The organism is Mesorhizobium tianshanense, from assembly GCF_007830515.1.
Taxonomy (GTDB): domain Bacteria; phylum Pseudomonadota; class Alphaproteobacteria; order Rhizobiales; family Rhizobiaceae; genus Mesorhizobium; species Mesorhizobium tianshanense.
Map to the genome: position 1 here is coordinate 43,834 of NZ_VLKT01000005.1, position 20,472 is coordinate 64,305.

Sequence of the window (20,472 nt, forward strand, 5' to 3'; positions counted from 1 at the left end):
GGAGATCGCCCAATGGCATTTCGCTTCATACATACGGCCGATATTCATCTCGACTCGCCGCTCCGTTCCCTTGCGATGCGAAACTCCGATCTTGCCGAATTCGTCGGAGACGCCAGTCGCCAGGCGTTTGTCTCCATTATCGATCTCTGCCTTGCGGAGCGTGTCGACGCACTTGTCATTGCCGGCGATCTTTATGATGGCGATCAGACTTCGATGAAAACGGCTCGGTTCCTGGCGTCGCAGATGACTCGCCTCCACCAGGCCGGTATCCGGGTTTTCAAGATCCGCGGAAACCACGACGCAATGTCGCGGATATCGAAACAGCTCGTGTTTCCGGACACGGTAACGATCTTCGGTGGCCGTCCCCAGTCAGTGCTCCAAACAGCCGGCGGGCTGGACGTCATGTTCCATGGATTGAGCTTCGCGAATCCAAAGGCACCGGAAAGCCTGCTCCCCAAGTATTCAGCTGCCCGTGAAGGGGCGGTCAACGTGGGCATCATGCACACCAGTCTGGCTGGATCGCCCGGGCACGACGTCTACGCCCCTTGCAGTGCCGCTGACTTGCACGGCCATGGTTTTGACTACTGGGCGCTTGGGCACATCCATGTCCGGAAAGTCCATCCTGGAGTGAGCACGGTGGTGATGCCAGGAATGCCGCAAGGCAGGGATATCAACGAGGCCGGTGAAAAATCAGTCACACTGGTAACGATACGTGACGACCGTTCCGTTGTGATCGAGGAAAGGCTGACGAGTGTCGCACAATTCGAGCGGGTGAGCGTCGACCTAACCGGGACGATTGAATGGTCTGAAGTCGTCGGACGAATCCGATCCGCGCTCGAAGATATCCGGCCTTCCGTCAGGTCCCGGCATGTTGTGGTCCGTCTCGGTCTGACCGGGGCGTCGCCTCTGTCGTGGACACTGATCCGCGATAGGGACCTGCTCCTCGCCGAAGCCGAGCAGGCCGCGGAACAGGTGGGTGACACATGGGTGGAAAAGCTCGAGCTGGACCTCGCTGCGCCCAAGACGGAAACTGCGGAAGGCGTTGCGGATCCGATCTTCGAACTTGCCGAATCCATGCGCGCCGATGCCAGCTCGGAAGCCTTCCGTGCCGAGGCGAGGGCTTTTGTCCAGAAGATGATTGCGGATCTTCCGCCCGACGGGCGCGACTTCGCCGGAAAGGACGAGGCTGCGCTGGAATTATTCCTCGACAGGGTTCTTGTCAGCGGCGCTGACTTGGTCACGGCCCGCCTCAAGGCAGGTGGATCGCAATGAGGCTCCGGCGCCTTGATCTCATTCGTTATGGAAAGTTCACCGACAGGACGATCGAGTTTGGACCAAAACCGGATTCCGGGCCCGACTTGCATATCGTGTTCGGGCTGAATGAGGCCGGCAAGTCGACCGCGCTCTCCGGCTATCTGGATTTGCTGTTCGGGATTGAAGAACGCAGCCGCTACAATTTCCTCCACGAGTATAGCGCGATGCGCATCGGCGGCGTGCTCGAATTCGGGGGAGAGGAGCATGCGTTCTCACGAACGAAACAACGGAACAACTCGTTGTTGAACGCCGTGGGCCAACCGGTGAGCGAAGTGGCGATTACGGCACATCTCGCAGGTCTGTCCCGGGACGCATATGGCACCATGTTCTCGTTGGACGACGAGACCCTGGAAGCAGGCGGAAAATCGATACTGGAATCGCGTGGAGACCTGGGCAAGCTCCTGTTCACAGCCAGCGCGGGTCTTGGGCACGCGAGCGACACATTGAGCGCGCTCGAGGCAGAAGCGGACGGGCTCTATCGGAAGCAGGCACACGGAACCGAACTTGCGCTGCTCAAGAAGCGACTTGCGGAACTGAAGTCCCGGAAGGATGCGATCGACACATTGGCTTCGACGTTCGAGACCCTTGAGGTCGAACGTCTTGACGCGACGGAAAAATACGATCGCAGCATCACCGAACGGTCGGTGCTGTCGGCCCGGCTCGATACCATTGCGAAGTATCTACGCGCAGTCCCGATCCTAGCGGATATCCGACGTAAGGCAGCCCGTTTGGCTGAGTTGCCGGACATCGCTTCACCGCCAAGGACCTGGACAGGTAGTGTCGCCGAAATGATCGATGAGGACGCCAGCCTGAGAACCCGGCTGTCGGCGAACATCGACGAAGTCGACCGAGTGACGATGAAAATCGCATCGGTTGAGGTGGATGAGGTGATCCTTGCGATCTCCGAGCGGGTTCGCGGACTGGCGGATCGCAAGGTGCGCTATATCTCGGCAGGCTTGGACCTGCCCAGTCGTAAGACGGACCTGCAAATACTCGATAAAGCCGTAGCGACCTGCCTTGCCGCTCTGGGAAGGTCCTCCGAGCCAGAGCCTGCCGCGCTGCTTTTGCCTGCTGCCATTGTTGGTGCTGTTCGCAATATGGTCGAGCAGCGATCCGGAATCGCCACCAGCGTGCGCGTCGCCCGCGACGAAGCCGCGGCAGCCCTAGATGCGCTCCGGACGGCAAGTGAGCGGGTCGGGGAAGAAAGGGCCGTGCCCGAGCCAGCCAGGGCAAGGCTGACATCGGCTTTGTCAAAAGCGAGGGGGAGTGGGCACCTAAAGGAGATCAAGACGGCCCGTGAGGCGGAAGACGAGGGCGGAATTCGATGGGAGGCGGCGGTTCGGCGCCTGCATCCCTGGTCCGGAGATGCTCAGGCGCTGGCTAAGATCTCAGTTCCGACCGCCCGGCAGGTTGGCGCATGGAAAACACTCGCAGCAGAGCTTGGAAAGAGCAGGGCGGTCCTTTCCGAACGTCTTGCCGAATACCAGGGCAATCACGAGTTGCTCTCGGCGCGGCTGGACGCCCTTCGCGCCTCGGTCGACGTAACGGACGATGAAGCCGCCGCAGCCATCCGGCGTGCCCGGGACGAGGCTTGGACAAGGCATCGAGATGACCTTAAGGGCGAAACAGCGGACGATTTCGCGGTAGCGTTGGCTCGTGACGACAGTGTTGGAGCAGTTCGTCTGGCCAACGCGCGGGAGCTCGCCGAGATCCGAACAACGACCCGCAGCCTTGCCGAAACCGCGGCCGTCATCTCGCGTGCGAGCGCCCAACTTTCCCAGGTCGATTTGGACGTGGAAGCAGCACTGTCGGAAATCCGCGTATCGGCAAGAGATCTGCTCGGTGACAGCCTGGTATCGTCGCCTGAGCGTCTCATCGAACTGATCGAGGGCTTCACTTCTGCCCGGACCGATGCGCTCGTGGCGTGGGAGGAGATCGAGGTTGCACGGAAGAAGGCTGGGCGGGCGGCCGACGAGAGGGACCAGATACGCCTGGAGTTAAGCGGCGCGCTGGAGAGTGTCGGAATACAGTCTGACCCCGGAGAGAGTGTGGACACGATCATGGCCGTCACAGAGCTGTTCCTCGACAGGCAGCTCAAAGTGGACGCTGAACGTGCCGAGGCGATCCGAACAGTTAGCGCGAAGGAGGAACATCTGGCAGCCAGACGACGGGCTGCGGACGTGGCAGAAAGGCGTGAGGAGGACTGGCTGGCCGGCGTTGCCGAAGTGCTTAAGGGTACCTGGCTCGAGAGCGGCATATCGGCACCCGGCGTCGGGAACGTACTCGATCAACTGGCTGAACTGTCCAAGACCCTTCAGGATCGGGATGCCATGCAGCTCCGCATCGAGAAGATGGAGGCAGACAAAGATAATTTCATTGTCGAAGTTACCGCTGCTGCAGCCGAAGCGGGTGAACCGGCGAACGATGACGAACCGGAACAGCTGGCGATCCGGCTTGCTGAGCGCTTAGAGCGCGCCGATCGCTCGCGCGAGGCGAAGGCAAACCTCGTCGAAGACCTGCAGCGCCTGCAAGATGTTCGTGACGCCCTCGGCATCGAAATCGCGGCGCATGAGCGACGCAAGAACGAAGTCTTGGGCGTCTTTGGCGTAGCCAGCCTATCCGAAGTCGTGGAACGCGACGAGCTGCTGCGGGACAGAGATCGTCTGCGCGCTGCCGTCACCGAACTTGAGGAGCAGTTGTCGGCTGAGCTCGCGGTGGAAGGCGTCGTGCAGGCGCGCTCGCTATTGGATGCTCTCGATTTCGATGGCCTCGCAATCGAGAAGGCTGAAAGCGAGCAACGGCTTCGGGATCTTGACGAGACGATACAACAACAGCTTATCCGGCAGACGCGAGCGTCCGACAAGCTGGACGCCATTGGCGGCGACAGCGCTGTTGCCCGAATAGATGCCGAACGTCGCACCGTTCTTCTCGAGATCGAGGAAAAGGCAGTCCGCTATATCGAGCTGAAATTGGGAGTCATGTCCGCTGGAAACGCTCTGCGCACATACCGCGAGCGTCATCGCTCCGGGATGATGGCGCGGGCATCTGACGCTTTCGCGCTCATCACGCGCGGTCAGTACTCGGGTCTGGCAACCCAACCGGTGAAAGGCAGTGAGGTCCTCATCGCCTTGCAGCACGACGGGCAATCCAAGGTCGCCGACGCGCTGTCAAAGGGCGCGCGTTTTCAGCTCTACCTGGCCCTGAGGCTTGCCGGTTATTACGAGTTTGCCCAGTTTCGACCCTCAGTGCCATTCATTGCCGATGACATAATGGAAACCTTTGACCATTTCCGTTCCGAGGAGGTTTTCAGGTTATTTGGTGAGATGGCAAGCGCGGGTCAGGTGATCTACCTCACGCATCACCGGCACCTATGCGAGATCGCCAAGGCTGCTGTGCCTGGCTTAAGGATCCATGAGCTTGGATAACCTTTGATGGCCGCTTCGCGCCACAATGTCAGACACTTAGCTCAGCTCTGCCACTACCTGAAAGCTGACGTGCCGACGGAACGCTTTGCGATTAGCGAGATTAACGGCTGTTCAGCACTAAACACTGAATTTGAAATGACACAGGCTCGCGTAACATGCGGCACGACATTAACCGCGATCGCGTGGACGAGAGGGGCGATCAGGCACAGGAGAACGCCTGTGTGCATCAGGCTGATCAGCCCGCATCTCGGCAAAGATCCAGTCACGGAATGCCTTAACCTTCTTCTGCCGCAGCGCGCCTTCCGGATAGACGACGTAATATTTCGACCGCGATTTCAGTGCGAGGTCGAAGGGCCGCACGAGCCTCCCTGCCGCGAGGTCAGCAGAAACCAGCGAGCTCCGGCCGAGCAGCACGCCTTCGCCGTGCACCGCCGCCTCGACGGCATAAGTGGCGGAATCGAACTTCACGCCGCTGCTCGAATTTATGCCTTCGACACCGGCGTGTTGCAGCCACGTCGCCCAGTCGATGCGGAAATTGTCGTGGATAAGCGTGTGATGTTTCAGGTCGCGCGGCAAACGGAGCGAATGCTCCCCTTTCAGCAGCTCCGGACTGCAGACGGGTGAGACATCCTCCTCGGACAAGAATTCCGACACTACCCCTTCATAGCCGCCGGCGCCGTAGCGGATGGCGATATCGATACCGTCGCGAATGAAATCCGCTAGTACACCGGATGTGGCGAGCCGCACATCGATGTCGCGATTGTCGCGGTGGAACCGATACAGCCGCGGCACCAGCCAGCGCCCGGCAAAACCGTCCGACGTACTGACGGTCAGCACATTCGCCGAGCGCGCCGCTGTGGCGACGAGCGTCGCTGCACCGATCCGGTCCAAAGCCGTGCCGATTTCAGCAGCGTAGATGGCGCCCGCGGGTGTGAGCTTAACGGACCGTGTTCCCCGCTCGAACAGCTGCACGCCGAGCCTGTCCTCGATGTTGCGGATCGCCCGGCTGATCGCGCCGTGCGTCAGGTTCAGCTCCGCCGCGGCATTGGTGAAGCTCAAATGGCGGGCGGCGGCGTCGAAGGCCGGGAGAGCGGTCAGAGGCGGGAGTTTCCGGGGCATGGCTATTTGTGAGCGTTGATCACAAATCCTGCACAATTACTCGTTTGTCGTCCAGCCCCGAATTGCCCAGATTACAGCCATTCCACCCCGCCGCCAACACCGGCGCAACCGTGAAAGGAACAAGCTGTGAGCACTGTTCATGCAACATTAAACACCTGCGGACCCGTCGAAATGACCCGCGTCCACTCTCCGCTGGAGGCATTCAACGCGCTGCGCAACGTCGCGACCGCGTTTGCCGCCCGCCTGACCGCCGGCATCCAGCACCGCTCGACGATGCGCACCCTTGACCGCTTCTCCGACCGCCGCCTGCGCGACCTCGGCTTCGAGCGCGACTGGGACGGAACGGTCATCCCGATCGTCGACGGCAAATAACTCAACCGCGTCCTCCCCAACAATCATTAAGGACAAGAGCCATGCCAAAGATCTTCCCCCACCTCTGGTTCCAGAACCAGGCCGAAGAGGCGATGGAATTTTACATATCCGTGTTCAAGGACTCGAAGGTCCTGAGAACGACAAACATCCCGGACCCCGAGATCTCGGTCGTGCGCTTCGAACTGGCCAAGCTGCCGATCGTTGCTCTCAACGCGAACTCGCCGACGCGATACAGCGAAGCGTTCTCCTTCCTCGTCGAGACTGAGGACCAAGACGAGACCGATTATTACTGGAACGCGCTGATTGCCGACGGCGGCAAGGAACAGCCCTGCGGCTGGCTGACCGACAAATTCGGCGTCTACTGGCAGGTCACGCCGACCGCGCTCTTGAAGATGCTTTCAAATCCAGACCGCGAGAAGGCGGAGCGCGTTCTGCAGGCCATGTATAAGATGAAGAAGATCGTCATCGCCGACCTCGAAGCGGCTGCCGCCACCTGCGGCTGACGGCCCTCATCTATCATCCACCACCACATCATTTCATCGGAGCAATGTCATGACGTCTCTCGACGGCAAGAAGATTCTTATTTTTGGTGGCAGCCGCGGCATCGGCCTCGGCGTCGCGAAGGCAGCACTCGAACGGGGCGCGGAGGTGTTCATCGTCGGCCGCTCGCCGGAAAAACTGAAAGCGGCCGAGAAGGTGCTCGGCAAAAGCACGAAGGTGCACGGCATCGCAGCGGACATGACGAAGGAGGCAGACGTCGCCCGCGCCTTCAAACAGGCCGGCGCGATCGATCACTTCATGACGACGGCCGGTACGCCGCCACCCAACGACTCGATCGGCGATATCGACATCGACGCAACGCGCCGCTTCATCGACGAGAAGATGATCAGCTCGATGACGCTCGCCAAGCACGCGTCGAAAGCCTTGAAGCGTGGCGGCTCAATGACGTTCACGTCCGGCATCAACAAGGACAAGCCGCCGGTCCCCGGCGGCTCGGTGGTGGCTGCCGTCGCCCAATCGTTCGACGCCTTCGCTCGTGCGCTGGCACTCGAACTTGGACCGACGCGCGTCAATGTCGTCTCACCTGGTTGGGTCGACACGCCGATGTTCGACGAGATCGTCGGTGACGCGAAGCACGGCTATTTCGAGGAACTCGCTGCCCGCCTGCCGTCCGGCCGCATCGCCAAACCCGCGGACGTCGCGCCCGCCTACATATACCTGATGGAGAGCGACTTCACGACCGGCGAGACGGTGCACATCGACGGCGGCCACCGGCTGATCTAGCGAAGCTCGCCCGAAGTCGATGCAATGGATGCGCCGATCGGCCGGCGAGCGCCGATGTCGATGGTCTCCTCGCTCGCCAGCCCGATGTCCGCCAGCAGGCGATCGTCGAGATGAAGTGTTCGAACGGTGGAGGCAGCCGCGCGGACCGCCGGACAAGGCCGCGGCGAACCGGGAGACCGCCCCATGACCCGGCATGACATGGTCCAGCGTTCAGCCGCAGGCACTCAGCCTCCGGCAACGGACGCATGCGCTTCCATGGTGATCATCGAGGCCGACAGGGCGGCGCCCAGCCGCGCGCCGGGCCGACAATACCGCGCGGAGGCGCAACGAAGCGGCCTGTCCGCATCCATCATGGCGCTTCCCGACGGCGGTCGCACCATCCCCGACATCAGCCGAAATCCGAAATCCCCATAGCCATCGCCTGTGGCCCGCGGGTTCGTTCTTCGGGGACTTTCGTACGCCTGCCGGCGCCCGAAACTCTTCACGCGAGCTGCCAGTCCGCTAGCGGCCCCGCTGCCGACTAGTCCCCTTTCGCTTCCCTTCTGGCCAATGGTGCCCGAAGGAGAAGCACGATGGGACATTTCCAGCACGATCCTGCGATGCCGGAGCGCAAAGCTTGGAATGCTAGCCGGAACGTCGCGCGCGCGATCGAGCGCTCTTTTTCGTCATCCAACGCATCTCTTCGCAACGAACCTCAGGTTCAGGTCCCACAAAAGGTCTTATAGACGCGGCCATCGCGCGGTGGTGGCTCGGCATAGCTCGCGAAGCCTGGCTGGACTTCGTATGGCTTGCCGAGCACGGTCAGAAGGTCCTCGAACGGTCCGAACTCCTGTTTCTCCACGGCGGCCTCGATGACCGCCTCAACGCGGTGGTTGCGCGGGATAACGGCCGGATTGACGCGCTGCATGGAAGCCCGGCGCGCTGAACCTTCCTGCGGCTCTTGCCCGAGCCGTTTGCGCCAGCGCTCGGCCCAATCGTCATATGGGGCAGGGTCTTCGAAGAGGCTGCGCACCGCGACGTCGCCTTCGGGTCCCATAGCGGCCTCGCTCAGGCGTCGGAAAGTCAAGGTGAAGTCCGCCTTGCCAGCGACCATCCGATCGAGAAGATCCTGCGTCAGCGCAAGATCGCCCTCCCGCTCCGACAAAAGTCCCAACTTGCTACGCAAGCCACTATTATACGCGTCGCTGAACCGTGCTGCGAAGGCAGAAAGCGCCTCTTGGGCCTGCTCCACGGATTTGTCCTGATCCTCAGCCAGGAGGGGCAGTAGACACTCCGCCAGCCGCGTCAGGTTCCACTGGGCGATCGCAGGCTGATTGGCATAAGCGTAGCGACCTAACTGGTCGATCGAGCTGAATACCGTCTTGGGATTGTAGATGTCCAGAAAAGCGCAGGGGCCATAGTCAATCGTCTCGCCGGCGATAGACATGTTGTCGGTGTTCATAACCCCGTGAATGAAGCCGACGAGCAGCCACTGCGCTACGAGGTTCGCTTGGCGCGCAATCACACTTTCCAGCAGTGCCAAGTAGGGGCGAGCAGCACCCGCGGCATCCGGGTAGTGCCGGGCGATCGCGTGATCAGCGAGAGCCCTCACCGCATCCACGTCCCCGCGCGCCGCGAAGAATTCGAAGGTTCCGATCCGCATGTGGCTGGATGCGACCCGTGTCAGCACTGCGCCTGGCAGGTAGGTTTCTCGTATCACCTCATCACCCGTCATGACCGCAGCAAGCGCCCGAGTGGTCGGAATGCCAAGAGCCGCCATGGCCTCGCTGACAATGTACTCGCGCAGAACGGGGCCAAGCGCCGCCCGCCCGTCGCCGCCGCGGGAAAACGGTGTTCGGCCGGAGCCCTTTAGCTGGATATCCCGGCGCACTCCTTCCTGATCGACGATCTCGCCTAGCAGGATTGCCCTTCCGTCGCCGAGCTGCGGCACGAACTGGCCGAACTGGTGTCCGGCATAGGCGGTAGCGATCGGCTCGGCACCTTCGGGAATCCGTTTGCCGGCAAGAATCTCAACACCTGCCTGCGTGGCGAGTTCTACCGGGTTGAGCCCGAGCTGGACGGCCAGCTCCTGGTTAAGCTTGAGGAGGTGCGGTGCGGAGACCGGGGTCGGGGAAACACGCGCATAAAACGAACTCGGCAGCCGAGCATAGCTGTTGTCAAATGCAAAGCGTACCGTCATTCACACTCCTCAAACATCAACGGCAGTCGCGAGACGCTTCGTCGGTCGCAAAGATTGTTATTAATGACAATAGTGCCATCAGACTGCCGGTCCGTATGCTGATGTGGCGATGCTCGAACTTCATTTCCAGCTACGTGCCAGAAATGGATGTGTCAGTGCCTTCGGGCAAGTAGCCTCTTCGAGCGGAACGGCTACGACGCTTCTCGCGCCAGCGAACGTTTGGTCTTCGCGAATCGGTAGCCTTAAGCCGCCATTCGGCCCCAAATGAGGCGTTCAATCTCGCCGATTTGGGCGGCTAGCCGCACATGTGCGGCGGCTCAAAAAGCCCATTGTCATGCGCCAGCGGAACGCTGTGACAAGCGAACACCAGCGCCGCCACCGTTCTCCGGAATGAATTCGATCCCGGCCGCTTCGAAGACCGTACGAATTGCAGCGATGGTTGAATTCTTTAACTGCTCGCCTCTTTCTAACCGCGCGATGGTATCGGGAGATACATTCGCTTTTAGGGCTAGCTCTCGAGTCCCCCAGCCCAATGCGACACGTGCCATCTTGCATTGAACTGCATTCATTTCGTAACCGTGGTACGATTTTTGTTGATCCATCGCCGCATCTTCAATATCGTACCTCTGATACGATTTTTCGCTTGAAAGCGGCTGCTGTCGGTGTGCAACCACCCTCAGCAGCCTGACCACAACCCAAGCTGATTGGAGCTCGGATCATGGCTGATTCCGACAATAGCATGACTCTGCCTTTCGTCACTCGCAGGCGAGTGCTTGCGGGAGGGATGTTCGCGTCCACCGCTTTGATGCTTGAGAAAGGTGCGCTTGCCGGCAACGAAGCTGCAGCCAGTATGCCGCCCGACCCAGCGCTGGTGCTCTGGCGCGAATGGCAGAATGCCCACAGGTTGACCGAGCGGCTTTGCCGCAGGCAGCAGCGTCTGGAGACGAGGCTTGTCGAGAGCGTCGGCTTTCCTTGTGTGACCCTCCGCCTGCCCGAGGGTGAGGACGTGACGGTCCACTCGATCGAGGCGCTCAATGAAGTGCTTGGCAAAGAGCCGGATAGGGCGGCTCTCCGCGGGACGGCCGAAGCTGATTTCGCGGTGCATCAGGCACGCTGGGATGCGGTTGCCGAGGAGACCGGTTACACCGCAGCACTCAGGGCCGAGCGCGAGGCTGGCGAGCGGGCACAGGATCTGCTGGAAGCGTTCTCAACCACCCCCGCCACGAGCCTCGCCGGCGTGGCGGGCAAGCTCGATGCCGTGTTGCGCGAGGGCGAAGCCTGGGAGGGCTGCTCCGAGTTCCCCTGGCCGCAAATCCGCTCGGCGCTCAACGATCTGGTGCGCATCGCACAGCAGACGATGCCGGAACAGTTCTTTCAAGGCGAGCAGCAATCCAAGCTCCGCAGGCGGCAGTCCGGCTGCTGTTTCCGCGCCTGAAAGACGAAGAAGGAGATGAGATATGAAGATCCGTCCAGCCCAACTTCCGGCTTCAGCCGAGAACCCCTCAACTCGCAGCGAAGCGTCTGCCTCCCATCACCCTTCAACCGTGAGGGGGTCATCTCACCATCCGACGGCGAGCGATCCCAATCTGCTGGACGCCTTCACCCGCGACGCCGCCCTGGAGAAATGGACCGTGCCTGAAGCTGCAGAGGCAGCGAAAGCCATTTGGGGAGAGACTGCCGCGACCACAATCGCCTGGCACGCCTTCTCGGCGCATTGCGACGGGCGGACACAGGAGTTCCGATTCTGGTTTCGGGTATTCACCCATCTTCAAGCGGGTTCGCCCGATTCCGAAGCGGAAGCAGCGTCCGGCAAGGCTCGTCCATGCTCTTCTCTATAGGGAAGATTATGTCTATAGGGAAGATTATGTCCGGCGAGGGAACTGGCCGCTTGTCGAGAGGAGCCAGCCCGTCAAGGCCAGAGCCGCTTCGCGGTGGCGCGTGCAGCGCCAGCCTTGACCGGCAGTTTTCGGCCCGGCGGCCGCTTTGGACGCAGACAAGGCTCCGGCACGAGCGTTACCGCTCCACCCCTCGGACATTACTCCGGCAATTCGTCGCCCTTGATCGGCGCCTTCCCTTTGCCGGCCCGACTCAGGATGTCCAGCGCCTTGGGGTTATCGGCACGGGCAGCGCGTTCCTGAAAGTAGCTTTCCGTGCGCAGCGCCGAAAGCTTCTCAGCGACTGCAACGTTAATGAACTGGTTGAGCGGCACGCCTTCGCTCTCGGCCACTTTGCGCGCCTCATCGAGAAGCGAGAGCTGAAGCCGCAGGGCGAAATTGCTTCTCCTCATGTCTTTGTCTCCAATCGTCTCAGCGCCTCACCCGGCGACAGCACCATGATACCGAAGCGCTCGGCCACCTTGCCGAAGTCGCGTAGGTTGAACGTCACTATAGCATCCGCCCGTCCGTTTACCGCAGCTTCCAGCACCATGTCGTCGTCCAGGTCGCGAACGGCGGGTCGCCAGAGAAAGAGAAGGCGAACCGGCTCGGCGACGGCCGCCACGGCATCGAGCAACGCGTTCACATCCTCGACCGACAGGCCGGAAGCCTCAAGGTGCTCGGGCCTTGTCATGACCGCCACGTACTCGATCATCAACGGCACCGAAGCGATGAGCGTCAGCCGGCTCTCCAAGGCCGCCACCAACAGTTGGCGCGAGGCGCCAGCGTCACTTCGGATCGCCGCCACCATGGTCGCCATATAGAGAAGCAGTGTCATACAAAGCATACTGGATATCGCGGGCGATATTGCAAGAGGGCAGAGCTTTTGGCGATTTGGCCTGGCTTCGGAATTCCAAATCGCAGTGCTCAAGTATTTGCACGCCACACTACGACAGCGCGGCAACTGAACTTGTCTTGCTGATCATCACGCCGCTCAATGCCCTCGATCTACACAGAAGAGCGGGCATGCCATGGTGGACGAGGCTGGGAACGACAGTGCAAGCCATGATTACAGGGCTGAGATGTCGGCACGAGAGATGGCTGAACGAGCCGTCCTGTCGATCGCCCGTTTGTTGGGTCGGCGGGTTGCTCGGGAGCATTTCGAGGAATTGCAGGCGGCCAACGACAACAAAGCTCATCCTCCTGAGAAAACACCGTCAGAAGGGGAGGGTGGGGACGGCGGCGGACAATAGCAACGAGAGGAAGAGGAGCAATTCATGACCCGTGTCGCGCTGTATGCTCGTTACTCATCTGACAACCAGCGCGAAGCCTCTATCGAGGATCAGCTGCGGCTTTGCCGAGAGCTCGCGGCCAGGGAGAGGTGGACTGTCGTTGGAACCTATGTCGATGCCGCGATATCCGGCTCAAGCATCATCCGTCGACCAGACATCCAGCGGCTTCTCGCCGATGCTCAAAGCGGGCAATTTGAGATCATTCTAGCCGAGGCACTCGATCGCCTGTCACGCGACCAGGAAGACGTTGCCGGCCTCTTCAAGCGGCTGCGCTTTGCAGGTGTCAGGATCGTCACTCTCTCTGAGGGCGCCGTAGACGAACTGCACGTGGGCCTGAAAGGAACGATGAACGCGTTGTTCCTGCGCGATCTTGCCACCAAAATCAGGCGGGGCCAAAGCGGCCGCATATTGAACGGCTACAACGCCGGCGGCCTCTCCTATGGCTATCGTGTGGTCAAAAAGCTCGATGAACGCGGCGAACCGATCCGCGGTCTGCGCGAGATCGATGAAGATCAAGCCGAGGTCGTGCGTCGGATTTTTCGGGAGTTCGCGGCTGGTCAATCGGCGCGTGCGATAGCTGCAGGGCTCAACAAGGAAGGTATCCCATCACCCTTTGGGGGTACGTGGGGCCCCTCGACCATCAATGGCAATCTCAAGCGGAGAAGCGGCTTTCTCTACAACGAAGCCTATATCGGGCTGCTCGTCTTCAATCGTGTCCAAATGTGCAAGGATCCCGAAACTGGGAGGCGCATCTCGCGGCCGAATCTGCCGGAAACCTGGCAGGTCGTTGAAGTGCCGCATCTGCGTATCATCGACGATGAGCTGTGGAATGCGGTGCAAGCCCGCAAGAAGCTTTATGGAGGCATGAAGCTCCATCACCGCCGACGGCCGAAGCACATGTTCTCGGGGCTTGTGCGGTGCGGCCGCTGTGGCGCTTCCTATACGGTGAAAAACAGAGACCAGCTTGCTTGTGCCGCGCACCGTGAGAAAGGCACTTGTACCAATAACAGGACGATCCGTGTTGGCGAGCTTGAGAAGCGTGTGCTTGAAGGCATCCAGCGGCGCTTGCTGGCGCCCGATGCCATTGCGGGCTTCCTTGCTGAATATCATGCTGAGCATAAGCGACTGAACGCCATGAACCGCGAACGGCAAAGGCAAGTCGAAAGGCGGCATGCCGGCATCGACAGGCAGATCGCTAACATCGTCGATGCCATCGCTGACGGTGTCGCGACGACCAGCATGAAATCGAAGCTGCTGGACCTCGAGCGCGAAAAGGAGAATCTGGCCCGAGAGCTTCAGGCGATGGCGGCCGCAGCAAGCATTGTGGAGTTTCATCCGACAGCGGTGACGGTTTACCGTCGGCAAGTATCCGAGCTCCAGGACGCATTGCAATCCGATGAGCGCGAACGCCACGAGGCGGCGAGGATCATCCGCTCGCTGGTCACGGGGATCGAGATCATTCCGACGGAGCGTAAGGGACAGGTTGAGCTGAAAGTCCGCGGTGCTCTGGCGGAGCTTCTCAACCTGCCAAATCGTAAACCAGGAACAGCGCCTAGCGCTGCAGTGATGGTAGCGGGAGAGGGACTTGAACCCCCGACCCCAGGATTATGATTCCCGTGCTCTAACCAACTGAGCTACCCCGCCAGGGTGGCGAAAGGCCCGAAATCCACCTTAAATCGGAAGGCATATCGAAGCGTTCGCCAAGGTCGGGCGGATATAAGGTTGGGACGGCAAGCCTGTCAAGCATCGATGCAGCCGGCATGCCGGGCATATTCCGTCGCATCGGAATCGGTTTTCGGAAAGCACGATGCAAAGATTCAAAGTCTTGAGACGCGCACTGAGACGCGCACTTTGTGCGTCCAAGTGGACGCATGTCGCTCTAGTCGCCGAAAAGGTTTGCCGGGCAGACATTTGAGCGCACATGCCGGGGTTGAGTTCGACGGGGCGCGCCGCTATGTCTCGGCCACGAAATTCTAGAGTTGGAATTGATGAAACCGCGCATTGCAGTCCTCGGTTGCGGATACTGGGGCAGCAACCACATCCGCACCCTCAAGGCGCTCGGCGCGCTGCACGCGGTCTCGGACGTCAACCGTGCCCGTGCCGAAGGGTTCGCCAGTGAACAGGATTGTCTGGCGGTCGAGCCGGAGGCGCTGTTTGTCCGCAACGACATCGACGCCATCGTCATGGCGCTGCCGCCGCAGTTCCATGCCGACATGGCGGTGCAAGCCGTCCAGGGCGGCAAGGACGTGCTGGTGGAAAAACCGATCGCGCTGACGGTGGCGGATGCCGAACGTTCGGTGAAGGCAGCGGCCGACAACGGCCGCGTCTTCATGGTCGGCCATGTCCTGCGCTTCCATCCCGCCTTCGAGACGTTGAAGGCGCTGATCGACAATGGCGAACTCGGCGAGGTCCGTTATATCCATTCGCACCGGCTCGGGCTCGGCAAGTTCCATACCGAGAACGACGCGCTGTGGGATCTTGCGCCGCACGATCTGTCGATGATCCTCGCCATCACCGGCACGGAACCGATCGAAGTGCGCGGCGAGGGGGCAGCGCTCCTCGATAATCTCAGCGATTTCGCGCATCTGCACATGCGCTTTCCCAACGGTCTGCGCAGCCATCTCTTCGCGTCGCGGCTCAATCCCTACCGCGAACGACGGCTGACCGTGGTCGGCACCAAGGCGATGGCGGTGTTCGACGATGTCGAACCGTGGGAGCGCAAGCTCGCCGTCTACCGGCACGCGGTATGGCAAGACAGCGGCCAATGGGCCTTCACCACCAACGAGCCATCCTATGTGGCGGTGGGCGAGGGCATGCCGCTGACGCGAGAGCTCGAGCATTTCATCCAATGCATCGAGACGCGGGCAGAACCGCGCACCAGCGGCGAGGAAGCCATCAGGGTGCTGCGCATCCTGACCGCGGGCACGGTTACCCACACGGGATCGTCTTCCTGAGAGAAAAATGCCGCTGTGTTAGTTGGAGCCTGATCCATCCCGGTAGAATCGGGATCATTCGGCGGGAACTTGCGCTGGCCGGGCTGCCAGCCGCGTCAGCATCGCCTCGGCTTCGGCGCCACGCTCGGAACGCTCGATGAAACCGCCGCCGAACACACGGGCCTCGTTTTCGTCGTCGGAATAGAGCACGCAGGCCTGGCCGGGAGCGATCCCGGACTCGCCGTCGACCAACTCCACCGAGGTGATGCCGGCGCTGTGATGCAGCACGGCCGGGCGTGGCGGGCGTGTCGAGCGGACCTTGGCGAAAAGCTCCAGCCCGGCCGCCGGGATGTCGGACAGCGCAGCGTCGCCCAGCCAGTTCATGTCGCGCAAATAGATCTTGTGCGTCTCCAGCGCTTCGCGCGGGCCAACGACGACGCGGGCCCGGTCGGCGTCGAGATGGACGACGTAGAGCGGCTCGCCCGAGGCTACGCCGATGCCACGGCGCTGACCGATCGTGTAGCGCAAAATGCCTTCATGGCGGCCGAGAACGCGGCCGTCGATATGGACGATGTCGCCCGGATTGGCGGCAGCCGGCTTCAGCTTGGCGATGATGTCGGAATATTTGCCCTGCGGCACGAAACAGATGTTCTGGCTGTCCTGCTTGGCGGCGACCGTCAGCCCCATGTCCTCGGCCATGGCGCGAACCTCCGGCTTCGACAGGCCGCCGAGCGGAAAGCGCAGATAGTCTATCTGTGCCTGTGTGGTGGCGAACAGGAAATAGCTCTGATCGCGGTCCGCGTCGACCGGCCGGTACAGGGCGCGATGGGCGCCGTTGGCGCCGGAGCGGATGTAATGGCCGGTGGCCAGCGCATCGGCACCGAGCTCCTTGGCGGTCGCCAGAAGGTCGGCGAACTTCACCGTCTGATTGCAGGAAACGCAAGGGATCGGCGTTTCGCCGGCCACATAGCTCTCGGCGAAGGGATCGATCACCGCCTTGCGGAAGCGCTCCTCGTAATTGAGCACATAATGCGGAATGCCGAGCGTCTCGGAGACGCGGCGCGCATCGTCGATGTCCTGGCCGGCGCAGCACGAGCCGGCCCGGTGCGTTGCCGCGCCATGGTCATAGAGCTGCAGCGTGACTCCGACGACGTCGTAGCCATCGCGCTTCAAAAGACCGGCAACGACCGACGAATCGACGCCGCCCGACATGGCCACAACGACGCGGGTGTTTTCGGGACATTCGGGAAGATCGAGGCTGTTCATGGCTCTTTCGTTCTGCACGGCACTTGAATGCCAATGGCAGGAATATAGGTCAAGCTTTCCAGGTGCGCCAGCTTCGCGAACTGGCCGATTTTTTTTGAACGGATTCAGCGCTTGCGGGCAGATATCTCAAATGCCGACGAAAAGACTAACGCGGCGTTCATGATCCTTACCTAGCTATTAGGGTCTGCTTAGGCAAATTTTAAAGCTGTGGCGGTATTGTGGTGTGGATTGGGTCTTTGAGTTTTAGTAGAGAGTACGATGACCGATCTTGTTAGACCGCGAGTCAAATATGTTATTGGGCCGGACGGCAGCCCCCTTACGATTGCCGACCTGCCGCCTACGAACACACGTCGCTGGGTTATCCGGCGCAAGGCGGAAGTGGTGGCGGCTGTGCGCGGCGGGCTTTTGAGCCTCGAAGAGGCGTGCCAGCGCTACAAGCTGACCACCGAGGAGTTCCTGTCCTGGCAGGCGTCTATCGACGAGTACGGCCTTGCCGGATTGCGAACGACGCGCATCCAGCAATATCGGCATTAAGACTGATTCGGAGTCAAAAGGCGCGAGAATCCGCGCCCTTTTTTGTTTTGCCGGAACGGTTCTCTCTGCTTCAGAGCGTCAGCACCACCTTATCGATCGGCTTGGTGGCGAGAAAGGCATGGGGAGCGCCTGCCTTTTCGAATGGAAAGGTCTTGCTACGTGGACGGCAAGCTCTTTCGCATCGACAAGCTTGCCAAGTTCCGAGCTTGAGATGCTGGCCAGCAAATGGGTCAATATGGTGGTCTGCGCATTGCGCCGGGGCCGGCTGCGCAACGGTGAATTGGCGCGCAAGCTCGAAGGCATCTCCCCGAAAATGCTGATGCGGACGCTGCGCCTCCTCGAACGCGATGGCCTGGTACGGCGCGAGATCTTTCGGGTTTTCCGCGGGTCGAATACGAATTGACCGAACTCGGTCAGAACCTGGCGGGGCTGCTCAATCAGATAAGGTCCTGGTCGGAGCAACATGCGCCCGACATCAAGAATGCCCGGGCACGGGCGGTCGCGGAACATGAAGGGGATTTGGTAGCGTAGGCGTGAAACTGGTGGCTGCTCGACCAACGAGCGGCGACGTTTCAGATGAGCAACGCCCTTATCGCCAGGCGTTCGATTGGCCTTAAAAGCCTTGTTTTCAACCGATCATGGCGCTGCGGCCGCCGGTCTCGGCGTCGCGGATCTTGGTGTCGCGCGATTCGAGCATTTCCGCTTTGGAAAGTTCCGCTTCGGCTTCGCCGAGCAGTGATTCGGCAACGCTTCGCTGCTGGGCGAGGTCGCTTTGCGAATTTCTGAGGTTGTCGCGGCGCAGGCGCGCTGCCTTGGCGAAGGTTGGATAGGCAAAATGGTTGATGTCGGTGATGCCGGCCTTCTTTTCTTCGGCGGTGATCTGAAGCTCCAGTTCCACTGCCATGCGCTCGAACTCGGCGATCATCATGTCGAGTTGCAGCAATTGCCGCCGCTTCTCGTTCACCTGAAATTGCTTCAGCCGAACGAGGTTTTCACGTGACTTCATGATTCGGTACTCCTGGAAACGCACACCTGCACATATCGTCCAATCCACCTGGCAAACGCAGGCTTCACCCGTCTCCACCGACTTTACCGGAACTATGGGAAACAAACTCCTAAAGTTTTTTACCGGCGGTAACCATTCGTTTACGGGCATTGTTAATCATACGGCTCAGGACTTAAGGCCGGGTAAAAATTCCGGCTCTCGACGCGGAAGCACGGCCGGCGAGTCCGAAGAGTCACTTAGTCTGGCTTATTAATGTTTTGCATTAGCGGTTTGGTCCTGTGATTCGTCATTAGATTCAACAAGGTGTAGAAAGGGGTTAAAAAATCTGATACCGTCATCGGCACGGAATTAGGTTTTGTTAACCATTCGATGGCAGCCTCTGCTCAGGCAATCACTGCTCCGGTCCTGGACGGGTCGTGAAATGGTCCGGCAGCAGAAAAGGGGAATGAAATGCGTGTTCTGCTGATAGAAGATGACAGTGCAACCGCACAAAGCATCGAGCTGATGCTGAAATCGGAAAGTTTCAATGTCTATACGACCGATCTTGGCGAAGAAGGTGTCGATCTAGGCAAGCTCTACGACTATGATATCATCCTTCTCGATCTCAACCTTCCCGACATGTCTGGATATGAGGTCTTGAGAACACTTCGTCTTTCCAAAGTGAAGACGCCGATCCTCATCCTCTCCGGCATGGCCGGCATCGAGGACAAGGTACGCGGCCTCGGCTTCGGCGCAGACGATTACATGACCAAGCCGTTCCACAAGGACGAGTTGGTCGCCCGCATCCACGCTATCGTGCGGCGTTCCAAGGGCCATGCCCAGTCGGTCATCACCACCGGCGACCTGGTGGTCAATCTCGATGCCAAGACCGTCGAGGTCGGTGGCCAGCGCGTGCATCTGACCGGCAAGGAATACCAGATGCTGGAGTTGCTCTCGCTGCGCAAGGGCACGACGCTGACGAAGGAAATGTTCCTCAATCATCTCTACGGCGGCATGGACGAACCGGAACTGAAGATCATCGACGTCTTCATCTGCAAGCTGCGCAAGAAGCTCGACGCCGCTTCCGGCGGCCAGAATTACATCGAGACGGTTTGGGGCCGCGGCTATGTGCTGCGCGAGCCGGAAGATATCCGAGTCAGCGCCTGAGCCGACAACGCCGACCCGATCGGACAAAAATCCGGCTTCGGCCGGATTTTGCGTTTATGTTGCAGATATTAGAGCGTGCGTCCGCTTAAACGCACAAGGTACGCTCCAATGTGCACATGGTCCTTTTCGGGACCGAAGGTCGGCTGACAGTCGGAGGGTCAGGCGGCTGTTTTCAAGGTGCGGAAGCACTCGAGAAGTTGCGGCCGGTTGAACGGCTTCAGCAGATAGCCTTGAGCGCCGGCGCGCTTTGCTCGCATGATCGAAGCCACGTCGACCTCAACCAGCGAAATCAGGATCTGGGGCCGAACCGGGCTTTCCATGGCGCGCACGCGGCGGATGACGTCCACCGCCTGTATGTCCGGCAAGGCGCCGTCGACGATGATAATGTCCGGCATGTCGGCGGCGCACATCTCAACCGCGTCAAGCCCGCTGGCTGCTTCGATAACCAGCATGTCGGAACCATTCAGGATGCGCTTTGCAACCTTCCTGATGACGCTCGAATCGTCGACGAACATGCAGCGTTTCATTTCCGGCCCCCTTTGCCATGCGGCAATCCGGCAACGTTACCGTACTGAAAGACACCATAGGTCCATCCGGTAAAGAAGCCGAAAAGCCATTACGTAAAATTTTTGCAAGAACGGCTTTTACGTAGACTTCTTCATCGATGCTTCAGGTCGAGCTAGGCGCGGAGGCTCGTCGCATTCGAGTGTGGTATCTCATTAAGTATT

At 60.3% G+C, this 20,472-nt stretch carries 22 protein-coding genes and 1 tRNA gene; 13 read left to right on the forward strand and 10 right to left on the reverse strand.

Annotated elements, in window-relative coordinates; all coding sequences use genetic code 11:
* Window positions 1-12: 12 nt before the first annotated feature.
* Complete coding sequence (locus IQ26_RS05175; protein WP_145714569.1) at window positions 13-1,272, forward strand: metallophosphoesterase family protein; 1,260 nt, start codon at window positions 13-15, stop codon at window positions 1,270-1,272.
* Window positions 1,269-4,739, forward strand: a complete 3,471-nt coding sequence (locus tag IQ26_RS05180) for an AAA family ATPase (protein ID WP_145714571.1) — start codon at window positions 1,269-1,271, stop codon at window positions 4,737-4,739. The genes IQ26_RS05175 and IQ26_RS05180 overlap by 4 nt, the downstream gene beginning before the upstream one ends.
* Before the next feature lie 168 nt (window positions 4,740-4,907).
* Here the strand turns inward: IQ26_RS05180 and IQ26_RS05185 are convergent, their stop codons facing one another.
* On the reverse strand, window positions 4,908-5,858 hold the full coding sequence (locus tag IQ26_RS05185; RefSeq protein ID WP_145714573.1) for a transcriptional regulator GcvA: 951 nt from the start codon (window positions 5,856-5,858) through the stop codon (window positions 4,908-4,910).
* Window positions 5,859-6,029: 171 nt separating this feature from the next.
* Between IQ26_RS05185 and IQ26_RS05190 the strand changes: the two genes are divergently transcribed.
* The 3 genes from IQ26_RS05190 to IQ26_RS05200 are packed head-to-tail and all read left to right on the forward strand — an operon-like array spanning window position 6,030 to window position 7,514.
* Window positions 6,030-6,230, forward strand: a complete 201-nt coding sequence (locus IQ26_RS05190) for a YjiS-like domain-containing protein (RefSeq protein WP_145714575.1) — start codon at window positions 6,030-6,032, stop codon at window positions 6,228-6,230.
* A 41-nt stretch (window positions 6,231-6,271) separates the two neighbouring features.
* Window positions 6,272-6,733 (forward strand): VOC family protein, encoded by a 462-nt coding sequence (locus tag IQ26_RS05195; protein ID WP_145714577.1) that lies wholly within the window; start codon window positions 6,272-6,274, stop codon window positions 6,731-6,733.
* Window positions 6,734-6,782: 49 nt separating this feature from the next.
* Window positions 6,783-7,514: an SDR family oxidoreductase gene (locus IQ26_RS05200; protein ID WP_145714579.1), complete on the forward strand. Its 732-nt coding sequence runs from the start codon at window positions 6,783-6,785 to the stop codon at window positions 7,512-7,514.
* Here IQ26_RS05200 and IQ26_RS39425 read toward each other — a convergent pair.
* A complete protein-coding gene (locus IQ26_RS39425) occupies window positions 7,511-7,738 on the reverse strand; it encodes a hypothetical protein (RefSeq protein WP_162457867.1) in 228 nt (75 codons plus the stop codon). The genes IQ26_RS05200 and IQ26_RS39425 overlap by 4 nt on opposite strands.
* On the opposite strand from IQ26_RS39425, the gene IQ26_RS05205 reads away from it, so the two are divergent.
* Window positions 7,698-7,928, forward strand: a complete 231-nt coding sequence (locus IQ26_RS05205; protein WP_145714582.1) for a hypothetical protein — start codon at window positions 7,698-7,700, stop codon at window positions 7,926-7,928. The two genes, IQ26_RS39425 and IQ26_RS05205, sit on opposite strands and share 41 nt — an antisense overlap.
* A gap of 286 nt (window positions 7,929-8,214) precedes the next feature.
* Here IQ26_RS05205 and IQ26_RS05210 read toward each other — a convergent pair whose 3' ends face one another.
* The gene (locus IQ26_RS05210) at window positions 8,215-9,693 is read right to left on the reverse strand and encodes a protein adenylyltransferase SelO (protein WP_145714584.1); all 1,479 of its coding nucleotides are present in this window, start codon (window positions 9,691-9,693) and stop codon (window positions 8,215-8,217) included.
* Between the two features lie 332 nt (window positions 9,694-10,025).
* The gene (locus IQ26_RS05215; protein WP_208760111.1) at window positions 10,026-10,262 is read right to left on the reverse strand and encodes a helix-turn-helix domain-containing protein; all 237 of its coding nucleotides are present in this window, start codon (window positions 10,260-10,262) and stop codon (window positions 10,026-10,028) included.
* Window positions 10,263-10,411: 149 nt separating this feature from the next.
* Here IQ26_RS05215 and IQ26_RS05220 point away from each other — a divergent pair, with 149 nt between their 5' ends.
* A complete protein-coding gene (locus IQ26_RS05220) occupies window positions 10,412-11,128 on the forward strand; it encodes a hypothetical protein (RefSeq protein WP_208760109.1) in 717 nt (238 codons plus the stop codon).
* 600 nt (window positions 11,129-11,728) lie between these two features.
* Here the strand turns inward: IQ26_RS05220 and IQ26_RS05225 are convergent.
* Both IQ26_RS05225 and IQ26_RS05230 read right to left on the reverse strand, forming a co-directional pair.
* Window positions 11,729-11,980 carry a hypothetical protein gene (locus tag IQ26_RS05225; protein ID WP_145714586.1) on the reverse strand — a complete coding sequence of 84 codons (252 nt, stop codon included), beginning with the start codon at window positions 11,978-11,980 and terminating at the stop codon, window positions 11,729-11,731.
* The gene (locus IQ26_RS05230) at window positions 11,977-12,414 is read right to left on the reverse strand and encodes a PIN domain-containing protein (protein WP_240547015.1); all 438 of its coding nucleotides are present in this window, start codon (window positions 12,412-12,414) and stop codon (window positions 11,977-11,979) included. Before IQ26_RS05230 ends, IQ26_RS05225 begins: the two co-directional genes overlap by 4 nt.
* A 430-nt stretch (window positions 12,415-12,844) precedes the next feature.
* Here IQ26_RS05230 and IQ26_RS05235 point away from each other — a divergent pair, with 430 nt between their 5' ends.
* On the forward strand, window positions 12,845-14,470 hold the full coding sequence (locus IQ26_RS05235) for a recombinase family protein (RefSeq protein WP_145714827.1): 1,626 nt from the start codon (window positions 12,845-12,847) through the stop codon (window positions 14,468-14,470).
* On the opposite strand, the gene IQ26_RS05240 is transcribed toward IQ26_RS05235, so the two are convergent.
* Window positions 14,427-14,503, reverse strand: a tRNA-Met gene (locus tag IQ26_RS05240). The two genes, IQ26_RS05235 and IQ26_RS05240, sit on opposite strands and share 44 nt — an antisense overlap.
* A 344-nt stretch (window positions 14,504-14,847) precedes the next feature.
* Here IQ26_RS05240 and IQ26_RS05245 point away from each other — a divergent pair.
* Window positions 14,848-15,813, forward strand: a complete 966-nt coding sequence (locus IQ26_RS05245) for a Gfo/Idh/MocA family protein (RefSeq protein WP_145714590.1) — start codon at window positions 14,848-14,850, stop codon at window positions 15,811-15,813.
* A gap of 54 nt (window positions 15,814-15,867) precedes the next feature.
* On the opposite strand, the gene mnmA is transcribed toward IQ26_RS05245, so the two are convergent.
* Window positions 15,868-17,058 (reverse strand): tRNA 2-thiouridine(34) synthase MnmA, encoded by a 1,191-nt coding sequence (mnmA, locus tag IQ26_RS05250; protein WP_145714592.1) that lies wholly within the window; start codon window positions 17,056-17,058, stop codon window positions 15,868-15,870.
* Window positions 17,059-17,316: 258 nt separating this feature from the next.
* Here mnmA and sciP point away from each other — a divergent pair, with 258 nt between their 5' ends.
* From sciP to IQ26_RS41015, 3 genes are read left to right on the forward strand one after another with little or no spacing between them, the layout of a single operon-like run.
* Entirely contained in the window at window positions 17,317-17,592 is a 276-nt protein-coding gene (gene sciP, locus IQ26_RS05255; RefSeq protein WP_006203587.1) for a CtrA inhibitor SciP, read from the forward strand.
* Window positions 17,549-17,995 (forward strand): winged helix-turn-helix transcriptional regulator, encoded by a 447-nt coding sequence (locus IQ26_RS41010; protein ID WP_276316403.1) that lies wholly within the window; start codon window positions 17,549-17,551, stop codon window positions 17,993-17,995. The genes sciP and IQ26_RS41010 overlap by 44 nt, the downstream gene beginning before the upstream one ends.
* Window positions 17,992-18,123: a hypothetical protein gene (locus IQ26_RS41015; RefSeq protein ID WP_276316404.1), complete on the forward strand. Its 132-nt coding sequence runs from the start codon at window positions 17,992-17,994 to the stop codon at window positions 18,121-18,123. The genes IQ26_RS41010 and IQ26_RS41015 overlap by 4 nt, the downstream gene beginning before the upstream one ends.
* A gap of 97 nt (window positions 18,124-18,220) precedes the next feature.
* On the opposite strand, the gene IQ26_RS05265 is transcribed toward IQ26_RS41015, so the two are convergent.
* Entirely contained in the window at window positions 18,221-18,598 is a 378-nt protein-coding gene (locus tag IQ26_RS05265) for a flagellar export protein FliJ (protein WP_029349790.1), read from the reverse strand.
* A gap of 450 nt (window positions 18,599-19,048) precedes the next feature.
* Here IQ26_RS05265 and ctrA point away from each other — a divergent pair, with 450 nt between their 5' ends.
* Complete coding sequence (gene ctrA, locus IQ26_RS05270; RefSeq protein WP_006203583.1) at window positions 19,049-19,744, forward strand: response regulator transcription factor CtrA; 696 nt, start codon at window positions 19,049-19,051, stop codon at window positions 19,742-19,744.
* 158 nt (window positions 19,745-19,902) lie between these two features.
* Here the strand turns inward: ctrA and IQ26_RS05275 are convergent, their stop codons facing one another.
* A complete protein-coding gene (locus IQ26_RS05275) occupies window positions 19,903-20,271 on the reverse strand; it encodes a response regulator (RefSeq protein ID WP_145714595.1) in 369 nt (122 codons plus the stop codon).
* Window positions 20,272-20,472: the final 201 nt, after the last annotated feature.